At 65.4% G+C, this 14689-nt stretch carries 9 protein-coding genes; all 9 read left to right on the top strand.

Features of this window, described 5'->3' with window-relative positions; all coding sequences use genetic code 11:
• Positions 1 to 17 precede the first annotated feature (17 nt).
• The 9 genes from FBY03_RS19155 (at position 18) to FBY03_RS19115 (ending at position 14655) form a co-directional block, all read left to right on the top strand.
• The gene (locus FBY03_RS19155) at positions 18 to 941 is read left to right on the top strand and encodes a LysR family transcriptional regulator (protein WP_147173949.1); all 924 of its coding nucleotides are present in this window, start codon (positions 18 to 20) and stop codon (positions 939 to 941) included.
• A gap of 480 nt (positions 942 to 1421) precedes the next feature.
• Positions 1422 to 2630, top strand: a complete 1209-nt coding sequence (locus tag FBY03_RS19150) for an MdtA/MuxA family multidrug efflux RND transporter periplasmic adaptor subunit (protein ID WP_147173948.1) — start codon at positions 1422 to 1424, stop codon at positions 2628 to 2630.
• The gene (locus FBY03_RS19145; protein WP_147173947.1) at positions 2627 to 5725 is read left to right on the top strand and encodes an MdtB/MuxB family multidrug efflux RND transporter permease subunit; all 3099 of its coding nucleotides are present in this window, start codon (positions 2627 to 2629) and stop codon (positions 5723 to 5725) included. Before FBY03_RS19150 ends, FBY03_RS19145 begins: the two co-directional genes overlap by 4 nt.
• Complete coding sequence (locus tag FBY03_RS19140; RefSeq protein ID WP_147173946.1) at positions 5722 to 8829, top strand: efflux RND transporter permease subunit; 3108 nt, start codon at positions 5722 to 5724, stop codon at positions 8827 to 8829. The genes FBY03_RS19145 and FBY03_RS19140 overlap by 4 nt, the downstream gene beginning before the upstream one ends.
• Positions 8826 to 10295, top strand: a complete 1470-nt coding sequence (locus FBY03_RS19135; protein WP_147173945.1) for an efflux transporter outer membrane subunit — start codon at positions 8826 to 8828, stop codon at positions 10293 to 10295. The genes FBY03_RS19140 and FBY03_RS19135 overlap by 4 nt, the downstream gene beginning before the upstream one ends.
• A 95-nt stretch (positions 10296 to 10390) precedes the next feature.
• Positions 10391 to 10870, top strand: coding sequence for a chemotaxis protein CheW (locus FBY03_RS19130; RefSeq protein WP_147173944.1), 480 nt, complete (start codon positions 10391 to 10393; stop codon positions 10868 to 10870).
• Entirely contained in the window at positions 10857 to 12410 is a 1554-nt protein-coding gene (locus FBY03_RS19125) for a CheR family methyltransferase (RefSeq protein WP_178090712.1), read from the top strand. The genes FBY03_RS19130 and FBY03_RS19125 overlap by 14 nt, the downstream gene beginning before the upstream one ends.
• A complete protein-coding gene (locus FBY03_RS19120) occupies positions 12395 to 13003 on the top strand; it encodes a chemotaxis protein CheW (RefSeq protein ID WP_147173942.1) in 609 nt (202 codons plus the stop codon). The genes FBY03_RS19125 and FBY03_RS19120 overlap by 16 nt, the downstream gene beginning before the upstream one ends.
• A gap of 17 nt (positions 13004 to 13020) precedes the next feature.
• Positions 13021 to 14655: a methyl-accepting chemotaxis protein gene (locus FBY03_RS19115; protein WP_178090709.1), complete on the top strand. Its 1635-nt coding sequence runs from the start codon at positions 13021 to 13023 to the stop codon at positions 14653 to 14655.
• The last annotated feature ends 34 nt before the right edge of the window (positions 14656 to 14689 follow it).

Below are 14689 nucleotides of genomic sequence, written 5' to 3'. Positions count from 1 at the left end.
CAATAATTAGGTGAGCCATGGACCGTTTGCTTGCCATGCAGGTGTTCACCCGCATTGTCGAGCTGGGCGCTTTCGGCAAGGCGGCGGACAGCCTGGGCCTGCCGCGGGCTTCGGTGACGCTGCTGATCAAGCAGCTGGAGCGGCACCTGGGCGTGCAGTTGCTGCACCGCACCACTCGCCAGGTTAGCCCGACCCTGGATGGTCATGCTTACTACGAACGCTGCCTGCGGCTGCTGAGTGACTTGGAGGAGACCGAGTCGTGCTTCTCGCAGACGCGCAACAACCCACAAGGCCGCTTGCGGGTGGACCTGCCGACCTCACTGGCGGCGCGGGTGGTGATTCCCGCATTACCGGAGTTCTGCGCCCGCTACCCGCGCATCCAGCTAGAAGTGGGCGCCAGCGATCGACCGGTGGACCTGATTCGCGAGGGCGTGGATTGCGTCCTGCGCGCGGGCGAGGTGCATGACACCAGCTTGGTGGCCCGGCCGCTGGCACAACTGCCGCAAATCACCTGCGCCAGCGCCGCTTATCTGCAGCGTCATGGCACACCGCGCAGCATCGACGAACTGCAGGGCCATCTCGCGGTTAACTACCTGTCAGCGCTGACCGGCCGCTGTTTCCCGCTGGACTTCATCCGTGATGGCGAACGCATCGAGTTGCAGTTGCCCGGCAGTCTCTCGGTCAGCAGCGCGGAAAGCTATGTGGCGGCGTGCGAGGCCGGCATGGGGATCATTCAGGCGCCGTATTACCACCTGCGCGAGCAACTGGCGGCCGGCACGCTGTGCGAGGTACTGGCACAGTATCGACCCGCTGCCATGCCGCTGACGGCGTTGTATCCCCAGCAGCGCCAACTCTCCCGGCGGGTGCGGGTGTTCGTCGACTGGCTGGTTGAGCTGTTCGCCCGCGAGGATCTGGCCAGCTGCCCGCAACCCCTGGATTGAGCGGCGGCGAAGCCCTTTAACAGGCCGTTGAAAAATGTAGCGAGCGATGGTTAGGGCCGTACCCGTTCCCTACGGCTAACGGCATTTCCCACATCCATGTGGGTCACGAGGCGAAACCAGCCGAAAAGGCGCACGACTGCATGGATGCAGGAGGTAGGGCGAAGCAGGATGCCCGAGCCGAGTGTACGAGTTGTACATAAGCATTTGATTCGCTTTGCTCACCCCTTCGGGGCCGCGCTGAAGCGCGTTCAACGCTGCGCTTTTGTGAGGCTGATTTCAACGCCGCATAGCCGAGCACAGTAGTTTTCAACGGCCTGCTTACCACAACGCAACATCCTGAAACGGCCTGCATGCGGGTGCTTTTCTGTTGTCGCTCAACCACTTGGTCAGTCCGCGAAGGGTAAATGGCCGGTAAAGATTCTATGCAGCGCGACAGACACTGCTTATCGTTCAGGCTCTCAAGCACAGTGACTGCAGACCATGCCCGATACCCGCTCGACTCCGCGCCTTTCCCGCACCTGGCTGATCGTCCCGATCCTCCTCGCCAGCGCCCTGTTGCTGTGGTGGCTGTGGCCGGGAAAACCGGCCGAAGAAGCTGGGCGTGCCGGCTCCTGGGGCCGAGATGACGGCCCGGTGCCGGTCAGGGTCGCGACGGTCGGCCAGGGCGATTTCGATATCGAGCTGAAGGCCCTGGGCACGGTGACCGCGCTGAATACCGTGAGTGTGCGCAGCCGGGTGGAGGGTGAGTTGCTAAAGCTGCTGTTCGAGGAGGGGCAGCAGGTCAAGGCCGGCGATCCACTGGCGCAGATTGACCCGCGTGCCTACCAGATTGCCCTGCAGCAGGCGCAAGGCGCGCTGCTGGAGAACCAGGCCCAGCTGAACAACGCCGAGATCGACCTGGCCCGCTATCGCGGTCTGTTCGACGAGGACTCCATCGCCAAACAGACCCTGGATACCCAGCAGGCGCTGGTCAACCAGTACCGCGGCACGCTAAAGACTAACCAGGCTGCGGTGGCCAACGCGCGCCTGAACCTGGAGTTCACCCGGATAGTCGCACCGATCGACGGCCGTCTCGGCTTGCGCCAGGTGGACGCCGGCAACCTGATCGGCAGCGGCGACACCACGCCCATCGTGGTCATCACCCAGGTCAAACCGATCACGGTCAACTTCACCCTGCCGGAAAATGAGCTGCCGCCGGTGCTGGCCCGCGTGCGCCAGGGCGAGCAATTGCGCGTGCAGGCCTGGGACCGTAGCGAACAACAACTGTTGGCCGAAGGCACGCTGCACAGCCTGGATAACCAGATCGATACCGCTACTGGCACCGTCAAGCTCAAGGCACGCTTCGAGAATGCCGACGAGCTGCTGTTCCCCAACCAGTTCGTCAACGTGCGCCTGCGCGTGGAAACCCGCAAGGCGGCCACCCTGATCCCCTCGGCGGCGCTGCAATACGGCTCGAAAGGCACCTTCGTGTTCCTCCTCGATGGGCAGGACAAGGTACAGATCCGCCCGGTCAGCGTCGGCGCCAGCGATGCCGGCAGCGTGTTGATCAGCGACGGGCTGGCCGTGGGCGAGCGCCTGGTGCTGGAAGGGACCGACAAGCTGAAACAGGGCAGTGCGGTGCAGGTCATCGCCAAGCCAGCGGATGCAGCGCAGGCCAGCAAGCCGGCACGTGCGAAGAAAGACGCATGAACGCCTCGCGCCTGTTCATCCTGCGGCCGGTCGCCACCACGCTGCTGATGCTGGCGATTTTCCTGGTGGGCCTGATCGCCTATCGGCTGCTACCGGTGTCGGCCTTGCCCCAGGTGGATTACCCGACCATTCGCGTGCTGACCCTGTATCCAGGTGCCAGCCCCGATGTGATGACCAGCGCAGTGACCGCGCCGCTGGAGCGCCAGTTCGGGCAGATGCCGGGGCTGCAACAAATGTCCTCGGCCAGTTCCGGTGGCGCCTCGGTGATCACCCTGCGGTTCGCCCTGGAGGTCGACCTGGATGTGGCCGAGCAGCAGGTGCAGGCGGCGATCAATGGTGCCACCAACCTGTTGCCCAACGACCTGCCGGCGCCGCCGGTGTACAACAAGGTCAACCCGGCGGACACCCCGGTGCTGAGCCTGGCGATCAGCTCGGCGACCCTGCCGCTGACCGAGGTGCATGACCTGGTTGACACGCGCATGGCGCAGAAGATCGCGCAGATCAGCGGCGTCGGTCTGGTCAGCCTGGCCGGCGGCCAGCGCCCGGCGGTGCGCATCCGCGTCGACCCACAGGCCCTGGCCAGCCACGGCCTCAACCTGAGTGATGTGCGCAGCCTGATCACTGCGTCCAACGTCAACCAGCCCAAGGGCAACTTCGACGGCCCGACCCGGGTCTCGCAGCTCGATGCCAACGACCAGCTCAAATCCGCCGACGAGTACCGCGGTCTGATCCTCAAGTATGAAAACGCTGCAGCCCTGCGCCTGCAGGATGTCGCCAGCGTGGTCGATGGCGCCGAAAACCTGCGCCTGGCCGCCTGGGCCGACCGCAACGAGACGGTGCTGCTGAGCATTCAACGCCAGCCGGGCGCCAACGTGATCGAGGTGGTCGACCGCATCCACAGGCTATTGCCGAGCATCACCGCCGGTTTGCCCGCCAGCATCGAGGTCAAGGTGCTCACCGACCGCACCCAGACCATCCGCGCGGCCATCGGCGACGTGCAGTTCGAGTTGCTGTTGGCCATCGCCCTGGTGGTGCTGGTGACCTTCCTGTTTCTGCGCAAGCTGTCCGCCACCCTGATCCCCTCGATCGTCGTGCCGCTGTCGCTGATCGGCACCTTCGCGGTGATGTACCTGGCCGGCTTCTCGATCAACAACCTGACGCTGATGGCGCTGACCATCGCCACCGGTTTCGTGGTGGACGACGCCATCGTCATGCTGGAAAACATCAGCCGTCATCTGGAGGCGGGCGAGACGCCGCTGAATGCCGCACTCAAGGGCGCCAAGCAGATCGGCTTCACTTTGATTTCGCTGACCCTGTCGCTGATCGCCGTGCTGATTCCGCTGCTGTTCATGGCCGACGTGGTCGGGCGCCTGTTCCGCGAATTCGCCATCACCCTGGCGGTGGCGATCCTGATTTCCCTGCTGGTCTCGCTGACCCTGACGCCGATGATGTGCGCGCGCCTGCTCAAACAGGAAAAGGAAGAAGAGCAGGGGCGTTTCTACCGCGCCAGTGGCGCCTTTATCGATGGCCTGATCGAGCGCTACGGAGTGGGCCTGCAGTGGGTACTCAAGCGCCAGACCCTGACTCTGCTGGTCGCGCTGGGCACCCTGGGCCTGACCGTGCTGTTGTATCTGGCCGTGCCCAAGGGCTTTTTCCCGGTGCAGGACACCGGCGCGATCCAGGGTATCTCCGAGGCGCCGCAGAGCATTTCCTTCGGCGCCATGAGCGAGCGTCAGCAACGCCTGGCCGAGGTGATACTGACGGACCCGGCGGTGGCCAGCCTGTCGTCCTATATCGGCGTGGACGGTGATAACCCGACGCTGAACAGTGGCCGCTTGCTGATCAATCTCAAACCGCATAGTGAGCGCGAGGTCACCGCCAGTCAGGTGATCGAACGCCTGCGTCCCGAACTGGCCCAGGTGCCGGGTATCCAGTTATACCTGCAACCGGTGCAGGACCTGAGCATCGAGGACCGGGTCAGCCGCACCCAGTTCCAGTTCAGCCTGGAGTCGCCGGATATGGCCCTGCTGGAGAGCTGGACGCCCAGGCTGGTTGAGGCCCTGAGTCAGCAAGCGGCGCTCAGCGATGTGGCCAGTGACCTGCAGAACCGTGGCCTGCAGGTGTATCTGCAGATCGACCGCGACGCCGCCGCGCGGCTGGGTGTGAGTGTCAGCGCCATCGATGACGCGCTGTATGACGCGTTCGGCCAGCGGCAGATCTCGACCATCTTCACCCAGGCCAGCCAGTATCGGGTGGTGCTGGAGAGCCAGGGCGCCGGCAGCCTCGGCCCGGCGGCGCTGGAACAGATCCATGTGCGCAGCGCCAGCGGCGCACAGGTGCGCTTGTCCGCCTTGGCGAAGATCGAGCAGCGCTCGGCGGCACTGCTGGTCAACCATATCGGCCAGTTTCCGGCGGTCACTGTGTCGTTCAACCTGGGCGAGAATACCTCGCTGGGCGAGGCGGTGGCGGTGATCGAACAGGTCGAGCAGGCCATCGGCTTGCCGGCCGGCATCCAGAGCCGCTTTCAGGGCGCCGCCGAGGCCTTTCGCAGCTCGCTGTCGAGCACCCTGTTGCTGATCCTGGCGGCTGTGGTGACCATGTACATCGTCCTCGGCGTGCTCTACGAGAGCTATATCCACCCGATCACCATCCTCTCCACGCTGCCCTCGGCCGGGGTCGGCGCCTTGCTGGCCTTGCTGTTGAGCGGTAACGACCTGGGTCTGATCGCCATCATCGGCATCATCCTGCTGATCGGCATCGTCAAGAAAAACGCGATCATGATGATCGACTTCGCCCTGGAGGCCGAACGTCAGCAGGGCCTGGCCCCCGAGGCGGCGATCTACCAGGCGGCCTTGCTGCGTTTCCGGCCGATTCTGATGACCACCCTGGCGGCGCTGTTCGGCGCCATTCCGCTGATGCTGGCCAGCGGCTCCGGGGCCGAACTGCGCCAGCCCCTGGGCATCGTCATGGTCGGTGGCCTGCTGCTCAGTCAGGTGTTGACGCTGTTTACCACACCGGTGATCTACCTGTGGTTCGACCGCCTTTCGCGGCGCCTCAGTGGACGCAGCGCGGCGGGTGTCGTGATCCAGCCATGAACCTCTCGGCGCCCTTTATCCGTCGCCCGGTGGCGACCCTGCTGCTGAGCCTGGCGATTCTCCTGCTCGGCGGCCTGACCTTCGGCCTGTTGCCGGTGGCGCCGCTGCCGAAAATGGACTTCCCGGCCATAGTCGTCGATGCCAGCCTGCCGGGCGCCAGCCCGCAGATCATGGCCTCCAGCGTGGCCACGCCGTTGGAACGCTCGCTCGGCACCATCGCCGGCATCAGCGAGATGACCAGCCGCAGCAGCCAGGGCAACACGCGGATCATCCTGCTGTTCGACATCGACCGCGATGTCGATGCCGCCGCCCGCGAGGTGCAGGCGGCGATCAATGCCGCGCGCAACCTGCTGCCCAGCGGCATGCGCAACATGCCCAGCTACCGCAAGGTCAATCCCTCGCAGGCGCCGATCATGGTGCTGTCGATGACCTCGCCGGTGTTGCAGAAGGGCGAGCTGTACGACCTGGCGTCCAGCGTGCTGGCGCAGAAGCTGGCCCAGGTGCAGGGCGTCGGTGAGGTGCAGATCGGCGGCAGCTCGCTGCCGGCGGTGCGCGTGGCCTTGGAACCGCGCCTGCTCGACCACTACGGCATCGCCCTGGACGAGGTGCGCGAGGCGATCAGCCAGGCCAACGTCGACCGGCCCAAGGGTTCGTTGGAGGACGGCACGCGGCATTGGCAGATACAGGCCAACGACCAGCTGGCGAAGGCCGCCGACTACCGCCCGCTGATCATCCGCTACCAGAACGACGCGGCGGTGCGCCTGGGCGATGTCGCCGAGGTCAGCGACGGCGTGCAGGACCGCTACAACAGCGGCTTCTACAACGACAATCCGGCGGTGCTGCTGGTGATCAATCGCCAGGCCGGCGCCAACATCATCGAAACCATCGCCGACATTCGCGCCCAACTGCCGGCCTTGCAGGCGGTGATGCCGGCCAACGTCACCCTGGAAGTGGCGATGGACCGCTCGCCGGTGATCCGCGCCACCCTGCATGAAGCCGAACGCACGCTGTTGATCGCCGTAGCCCTGGTGATCCTGGTGGTGTTCGCCTTCCTTGGTCGCTGGCGCGCCGCGCTGATCCCAGCGTTGGCGGTGCCGGTGTCGCTGGTCGGCACCTTCGCGCTGATGTACCTGCTGGATTTCTCGCTGAACAACCTGTCGCTGATGGCGCTGATCATCGCCACCGGCCTGGTGGTGGACGACGCCATCGTGGTGCTGGAGAATATCTCGCGGCATATCGAGGCCGGCGAAACGCCCATGGCGGCGGCGTTCAAGGGCTCGCGCGAGGTCGGCTTCACCCTGTTGTCGATGAACCTGTCGCTGGTGGTGGTGTTTCTCTCGATCCTGTTCATGGGCGGCATCGTCAGCAACCTGTTCCGCGAGTTTTCCATCACCCTGGCGGTGGCCATCCTGATCTCCATGCTGGTGTCGCTGACCCTGACGCCGATGCTCTGCGCCCGCTGGCTCAAACCCGAGCGGGCAGAAGGCGAGCAGGGCGGCTTGCAGCGCTTCGGCGCACGGCTGCAGACTCGCGTGCTGGCGGCCTATGCGCGCAGTCTGGATTGGGCTTTGCGCCATCACCGCCTGACCCTGTTTAGCCTGCTGGCGACCGTGGCCTTCAATGTATTTCTGTTCGTCGAAGTGCCGAAGACCTTCATGCCGCAGCAGGACACCGGCCAACTGATCGGCTTCGTCCGTGGTGACGATGGCCTGTCCTTCCAAGTCATGCAGCCGAAGATGGAAATCTACCGCCGTGCCTTGCTCGCCGACCCGGCGGTGCAGAGCGTGGCCGGCTTTATCGGTGGCTCCGGCGGGATCAACAATGCCTTTCTGGTGATTCGCCTGAAAGCCATGGCCGAACGCGATCTGTCCGCCCAGCAGGTGATCGATCGCCTGCGCGACAGCGTGCCGAAGGTAGCGGGTGGGCGCCTGTTCCTGATGCCGGATCAGGATCTGCAATTCGGCGGGCGCCAGGGGCGCAGCTCGGAAAACGAGTATGTGCTACTGGCCAGCGAGCTGGACGACCTCAGCGCCTGGCTGCCGAAGGTGCGCGACGCCCTGGCGGCCTTGCCCGAGCTGACCGACATAGACGCCAACGAAGGCGAGGGCGCGCAGCAGATTCGCCTGGTCGTCGACCGCGACGCCGCCCGGCGTCTGGGCGTGGACATGAGCATGGTCACCGCGGTGCTGAACAACGCCTTCAGCCAGCGGCAGATTTCCACCATCTACGACAGTCTCAACCAGTACAGCGTGGTGATGGAAATCAACCCCAAGTACGCCGAATACCCGGAGGCGCTCGAGCAGATCCAGGTGATCGGCGCCGAGGGCCAGCGGGTGCCGCTGTCCAGCTTTGCTCGCTGGGAGCGCAGCCTGGAAGAGGACAGGGTCAACCATCAGGGCCAGTTCGCCGCGGACAGCATCGGCTACTCCCTGGCCCCTGAGGTGACTCAGGAGCAGGCCAATACGGCCATCGCCCGGGCGGTGGCCGAGATCAACCTGCCGACCGAGGTACAGGGCAGCCTGGGCGGTACCGGCGGCGCCTTCGCCAGCGCCGCCAAGGGCCAGCCGCTGATGATCCTCGGCGCCTTGCTGGTGGTCTACATCGTGCTGGGCATCCTCTACGAGAGTTACATCCACCCGCTGACCATCCTCTCGACGCTGCCCTCGGCCGGGGTCGGCGCCTTGCTGGCGATCATCCTCAGCGGCGGCGAGTTCAGCCTGATCTCGCTGCTCGGCCTGTTCCTGCTGATCGGCGTGGTGAAGAAGAACGCCATCCTGATGATCGACCTGGCCCTGCAGCTGGAGCGCCAGGACCGGCTCAGCCCCGAGGAGTCGATCCGTCGCGCCTGTCTGTTGCGTTTCCGGCCGATCATCATGACCACATTGGCGGCCATGCTCGGCGCCTTGCCGTTGCTGCTGGGCATGGCCGAAGGCGCGGAGATGCGCCAGCCGCTGGGCCTGACCATCGTCGGTGGGCTGATCCTCAGTCAGTTGCTGACCCTTTACACCACCCCGGTGGTTTACCTCTATCTCGACCGTCTGCGTCACCGGGTCAACCGCTGGCGCGGCGTGCGCACCGATGCCGCCCTGGATACCCCCGTATGAAGCCTGTAATCCTGCGTTCGCTGTGCCTGAGCCTGGCCGCCTTGGCCCTCAGTGCCTGTGCCATTGGCCCCGACTACCGGCGCCCGGACTCGGCCAGCGCCCTGCACTTCAAGCAGGCCGCCGGCTGGAAGGCCGCCGCGCCGGCCGATGAGGCGCTGCGCGGTGACTGGTGGCGGCTGTATGGCGACAGCCAGCTGAACCAACTGGTCGAACGCCTGAATGCAAACAACCAGAGCCTGGCCAGCGCCGAAGCCCAGTACCGCCAGGCCGTCGCCCTGGCGCGCGGTGCGCGGGCCGCGTTCTTTCCCAGTGTCGGTTTCAACAGCGGCGTGACCCGTGCCGGGCAGGGTGGTGGTGACAGCACCATTAGTACCAGCAGCGGCATCAGCGTCAGCGGCTCCAACGCCTCGCAGGTCTCGAAGACCTACGACGTCAACCTCGGCGTCAGTTGGGAGCTGGATATCTGGGGCAAGCTGCGTCGGCAACTGCAGGCGGACAACGCCAGCATGCAGGCCAGCGCCGCCGACCTGGCAGCCGTGCGCCTGAGCCAACAGTCGGAGCTGGTGCAAAGCTACCTGCAGCTGCGCGTGCTGGATGAACAGAAGCGCCTGCTGGATGCCACGGTGGCGGCCTATCAGCGCGCGTTCAGGATCGCCGACAACCAGTACCGCGCCGGCATAGTGCCGAAGTCCGACGTGACCCAGGCGCTGACCCAGCTGAAGAGCACCGAGGCCGAGGCAATCGACCTGGAGTTTCAGCGCGCCCAGCTCGAGCACGCCCTGGCGGTGCTGGTTGGCGTGGCGCCGGCCGCGTTCGAGCTGGCCAGTCGCGAGCATATCCCCGGCCTGCCGGCGGTGCCGCTGAGCCTGCCCTCGGCGCTGCTCGAACGCCGTCCGGACATCGCCGCCGCCGAACGCCGGGTGATCTCGGCCAACGCCGCCATCGGCGTGGCCAAGGCCGCCTACTACCCCGACCTGACGTTGTCCGCCAGCGGGGGCTATCGCAGCGGCAGCCTGAGCGACTGGATCAGCGTGCCCAACCGTTTCTGGTCGATCGGCCCGGCGTTCGCCGTCAACCTGTTCGACGGTGGCCTGATCCGCTCCCAGGTCGAGCAAAACGAGGCGCGCTACGACCAGACCGTGGCCGATTACCGGCAAACCGTGCTGGAGAGTTTCCGCGAGGTGGAGGACTTTCTGGTGCAGCTGGCGGTGTTCGAGCGTGAGGCCGTGGTGCAACAGCAGGCGCTGGAGGCTGCGCGCGAGTCGCTGCGGCTGATCCTCAACCAGTACCAGGCTGGCACCGTGGGCTTCAGCGATGTGGTCATCGTGCAAACCAGTGCCCTGAGCAACGAGCGCACCCGCCTGACCCTGCAAGGCAACCGCCTGACCGTCAGCGTGCAGCTGATCGCCGCCCTGGGCGGTGGTTGGCAGGCGCAGCAGGCTAGCGAGAGCCCGGACGCGCCCTAGCAGCTGGCTGTTGCGAGTAGGTCGATTACTGGACGCGGGATAAGCCTGAGCTAGGGTACAAGGTAGTAATAGCCTTTGGTGACAGGGAAGCATCTATGGATAGATACCTAGTGTTGCCGTTTTGGTTGTCGGGTCAACATTTGGCGGTGGCCCTCGACCAGGTGGTTCGAGTGCTGCCGGCACTGCGCAGTACCCCCTTACCGGGGGCGCCCGAATCGATCTGTGGCCTGGCCAATGTGCGTGGCAGACTGCTTCCCGTGGTGGATCTGGCCCGGCGTTTCGGGTGGCCAGCGCCCGCACTGACCCTGTGGCAACCCTTTATCTGGCTGACCAGCAGCAAGCGCGAGTTGTTGCTGCCAGTGGAGCAGGTGGAGGCCGTGAGTGCCTGTGCGGCGGCGGACTTCACCCCGGCACCGGACCCGCGGGTGCCCTCCAGCCTGTTGCGCGGCGTGCTGCGCAGCGCCGAGGGGCTGTTGCTGATCCAGGATGTCGAACAGCTGCTCAGCGACACCGACGAAGCTCGCCTGGTTGAGCTGCTCACGCTCAGGGAGGAGTCCATTGATGTCGCGCGGTGAGCCAAACGGCTCGCCGCGGCTGCTGGCGGCCCTGAGTCACAAGGTTCTGCAGCATGTGGGCATTGACTTCTCAGGCCCGCGTCGCGGTGATCTGCTGCGCCGCCTGCAGCTGCTGGCCCTGGAACGGCAAATAACGGACTTCGACAGCTGGGTGCAGCAACTGGCGTTCGCCGATTGGGACGCCGCCCAGGTGCAATCCCTGATCGCGGCCTTCACCGTTGGCGAAACCTATTTTCGCCGCGATGCCGAGGCTTTCGACTGGCTCGCCCGCCATCATCTGGCGCCGTTGATGGCGCGCCGCCGTCAGGAGGGCCGGCGACACCTACGCCTATGGAGTGCCGGCTGTTGTACCGGCGAGGAGGCCTATGGCCTGCTGTTCCTGATCGACGAGCTGCTGGGCGGCGAAAGCGCCGACTGGTCCGTGGAGTTGGTGGCCAGCGACATCAATGGAGCCTTTCTCGCCCGGGCCGAGCAGGGGGTCTACGGGCGCAACGCCTTTCGCAGCAGCGAGGAGGATTTTCGCCAGCGCTATTTCCAGGCCGAAGGGCCCCAGTGGCGGGTGCGTCCCGCCTGGCGCCAGCGCATTCGCTTCGTCCAGTACAACCTCGCCGATGGCTGTCTGCCGCCTGCGCTGGCAGACGCCGATCTGATTCTGTGCCGCAACGTCCTGATGTACTTCTCGACCGGCCGGGCGCTTGCCGCGGTGCGGCGTCTGCTGGGCAGTCTGAGTGCCGACGGAATTCTGCTGCTGAGCGCCGTCGAGGCCAGTCTGGCGACTCAGGCGGGGCTGGTCGGCAGCTGGGCCGGCTGCAACTACGCCCTGGCACCTGCTGCGCGGCAGGACGTCCGGGTGAGCAGCCCTGCGCCAAGCCGAGCACTCGCGGCCGAGCCGGTGGTCCTCGGCAAGGCCGGCCCCCTGTACATCAAGCAGAACCGAGGCGAGGCTCGACTGCCTGCGCCTGCCGCCAGCCCTGCGCCTGCCGAGCAAGCCGCGGCCGAAAGCGCCGATGCCATCCGCGAGCGGCGCTGGCAGCAGGTTGCCCGGGCCCAGGCCAGTGGTCTGCACGAGCAGGTCCGGGAAGCGTTGCAGGCCTACCTGAGCTGCCCTGGGCTGAGCCGCAGCCAGCAACACCAGGCTTGTCTGGCCATGGCGCAGAGTTGGGCCGATCAGCAGCGACCCGAGCAGGCCCAGGAGTGGTTGCAGCGGGCGCTCGCCCTGGATAGCAACTCGCCCAAGGCCTATTGGCTGCAGGCCCTGTTGGCTCAGCAGAGCGGCGACCTCAGCCTGGCCCAGGCGGCCCTGCAGAAGGCGCTGTATCTGGACCCTGAGTTTATTCTCGGCTACTTCTTGCGCGCGCGCCTGCTGCGCGCTGAAGGACAGGCGCGCGCCGGCGAAAAAGCCCTGCAGGTATGCCGGCAGCTGCTCTTGGCCCAGGACGTGGCCTCCTTGGTGCCGCAGGGCGATGGCCTTAGTTGCGTGCAGCTGCTGCGTTTGTGCGATCAACTACTGGAGGAACCGAGTGGATGTCCGAGCCATTGAAGCAGGATCAGCGCTGGGAGCAGATACGTCAGCGGCTCGCCCAGTTCGAAACCCGGCTGGCAGGCGGTTTCGCCGTGGATGCCGAGGAGCGCGATCTACGCTTGCTCGAGCGAACCCGGCAATGGGCCACGGTGGTCGAAGAGGAACAAGCCGATGGTTGGCTGGAAGTCCTGAGCTTCAGCATCAGTGGCGAGCTGTATGCCATCGAGAGCGAGCATGTCGCCGAGGTGCTGCCGCTGGCCCAGTACACCCCCCTGCCGAGCACGCCGCCCTATGTGCTGGGCATAGTCAACGTGCGTGGGCATATCGTCTCGCTGCTCGATCTGCGGGTACTGTTCGAACTGCCGATCAGTGGCCTGTCCGACAAGAATTTCATGGTGATCCTGCGCAACTCGGAGATGGAGTTTGCTCTGCTGATCGATCGGGTCCTGGGTATCACGCGGATCCGCCAGGAGGCTCTGCAAGGCGAGTTGGCCAACCTCACCGGCGTGCGGGCGGCCTACCTGCTCGGCGTCACCGCCGAGCAATGGACGGTGCTGGATGGCGGGCGGCTGCTGGGTGACCCTAACCTACGGGTGATGGACGAGGATTAATGGCAATGGAGGGTGCAATGGACAGGCTATTTAAATTGAGTATCGGCAGCAAACTGATCGCCGCCTTCACCGTGCTGATCGCAGGATTCGGCATCCTGCTGTTCAACAGTCTGGAACGTTTCGCCAACCTGCAGAAGGTCGAGGAGGAGCAGTTTCGGCAACACTATTCGCGCGTCTCCGATGTGAAGGAGTTGCGTCTGAACATCGCAGCCCAGCGCACCGATTTGATGCAGGCCTCGAACGAAGAGGCGCAGGCCGACCTGCCAGGCATAGAGGAGGGGATCCGCCGGCGCACCGCAGAGAACGAACGACTGGTGAAACGCCTGCAGCAGGCGGCAGGCGATGATCCGGAGTTCGCCGACCTTCTCGAGGAAATGCTGGCGGTGCGCCTCGCCCTGAAGCAGACCCGTGCGGAGCAGCTGGAATTGCTCCGCACCGGCGCATTCGAGGAGGCGCGCCAGTTGAGCACGGGGCTACAGCTCGATCGCATGAAGAGGATTCATGAACTCGGCCTGCAGCTATCCAATGTCACCGATCGGCGCGTCGTCGCAGCCCTGGAGCGCTCACGCCAGGCGTTGGAGGCCCAGCGCGAATGGGTGTTCCGTTTGAGCCTGCTGCTGGTCGGCGTCAGTGCCTTGTTGGCCTGGCTGCTAAGCCGGCACATCGCCCAGCCGCTGTCGCGTCTGACCGGTTGGGCGGAGCGCATCGGTCGCGGCGAGATACCCGAGGAAATCGTCACCAGCGCTCGGCAGGACGAGGTTGGTCGACTGACCCAGGCCTTCGGCAATATGAGCCAGTACCTGCGCGAACTGGTACAGGAGATGAATGAAGGCATCTCGGTGCTCGCCTCGTCCAGTGAAGAAATTCTCGCCGCCACCAGCCAGGTGGCCGCCAGTACCCAGGAAACCGCCACCGCTATCAGCGAGATAGTCACCACGGTCGAGGAGGTCAAGCAGACCGCGGTATTGGCGGGCAGCAAATCGCAGACGGTGGCCGAGAGCACTGAGCGCACCCGGCAGGTGGCGTTGAGCGGGCGCGAGGCAGTGGAGGAAGCGCTCAAGGGCATGGGGCAGATCCGCGAGCAGATGCAGGCGGTGGCGGAAAGCATCATGCGCCTGGGCGAGCAGAGCCAGACCATCGGCGAGATAGTCGCCTCGGTCGGCGACCTGGCCGAGCAGTCCAATCTGCTCGGGGTCAACGCCTCGATCGAGGCGATGAAGGCCGGCGAGGCGGGCAAGGGCTTCTCGGTGGTGGCCCAGGAGGTCAAGGCCCTGGCCGACCAGTCGAAACAGGCCACCGCCCAGGTGCGCGGCATTCTCGGCGAGATCCAGAAGGCCATGACCAAGGCGGTGCTGCTGGCCGAACAAGGCAGCAAGACGGTGGAGACCGGCTACGAACGGGCGCAGTCGAGCGGCGAGGCAATCCGCACCCTGAGCAGCAATATCGAGGCCTCCAGTGAGGTGGCCTTGCAGATTGCCGCCACCAGCCAGCAGCAGATGGTCGGCATGGACCAAATCGTCACGGCCATGGCGAGCATCCGCCAGGCCAGCCAGGACAACGTCGGCGGCACCCAACAGGTCGACCTGGCGGCGCGCAACCTGCACCAGCTGGGGCTAAAGCTCAAGGGCTTGGCGAGCCGATTCAAGCTGTAAGGAGGATGCAGGATTCGTTGTGCACTGCCCCGCG

It is taken from the genome of Pseudomonas sp. SJZ079 (assembly GCF_007993865.1).
In the GTDB taxonomy this organism is placed as follows: Bacteria; Pseudomonadota; Gammaproteobacteria; order Pseudomonadales; family Pseudomonadaceae; genus Aquipseudomonas.
Note: the sequence above shows the minus strand (reverse complement) of the source record. Positions and strands in the feature narration are given on the sequence as shown.

Bases quoted from the DNA above. Each gene is read 5' to 3' on its own strand.
- FBY03_RS19155 (WP_147173949.1), top strand. From the start codon at position 18: ATGGACCGTTTGCTTGCCATGCAGGTGTTCACCCGCATTGTCGAGCTG.
- FBY03_RS19150 (WP_147173948.1), top strand. From the start codon at position 1,422: ATGCCCGATACCCGCTCGACTCCGCGCCTTTCCCGCACCTGGCTGATC.
- FBY03_RS19145 (WP_147173947.1), top strand. From the start codon at position 2,627: ATGAACGCCTCGCGCCTGTTCATCCTGCGGCCGGTCGCCACCACGCTG.
- FBY03_RS19140 (WP_147173946.1), top strand. From the start codon at position 5,722: ATGAACCTCTCGGCGCCCTTTATCCGTCGCCCGGTGGCGACCCTGCTG.
- FBY03_RS19135 (WP_147173945.1), top strand. From the start codon at position 8,826: ATGAAGCCTGTAATCCTGCGTTCGCTGTGCCTGAGCCTGGCCGCCTTG.
- FBY03_RS19130 (WP_147173944.1), top strand. From the start codon at position 10,391: ATGGATAGATACCTAGTGTTGCCGTTTTGGTTGTCGGGTCAACATTTG.
- FBY03_RS19125 (WP_178090712.1), top strand. From the start codon at position 10,857: ATGTCGCGCGGTGAGCCAAACGGCTCGCCGCGGCTGCTGGCGGCCCTG.
- FBY03_RS19120 (WP_147173942.1), top strand. From the start codon at position 12,395: ATGTCCGAGCCATTGAAGCAGGATCAGCGCTGGGAGCAGATACGTCAG.
- FBY03_RS19115 (WP_178090709.1), top strand. From the start codon at position 13,021: ATGGACAGGCTATTTAAATTGAGTATCGGCAGCAAACTGATCGCCGCC.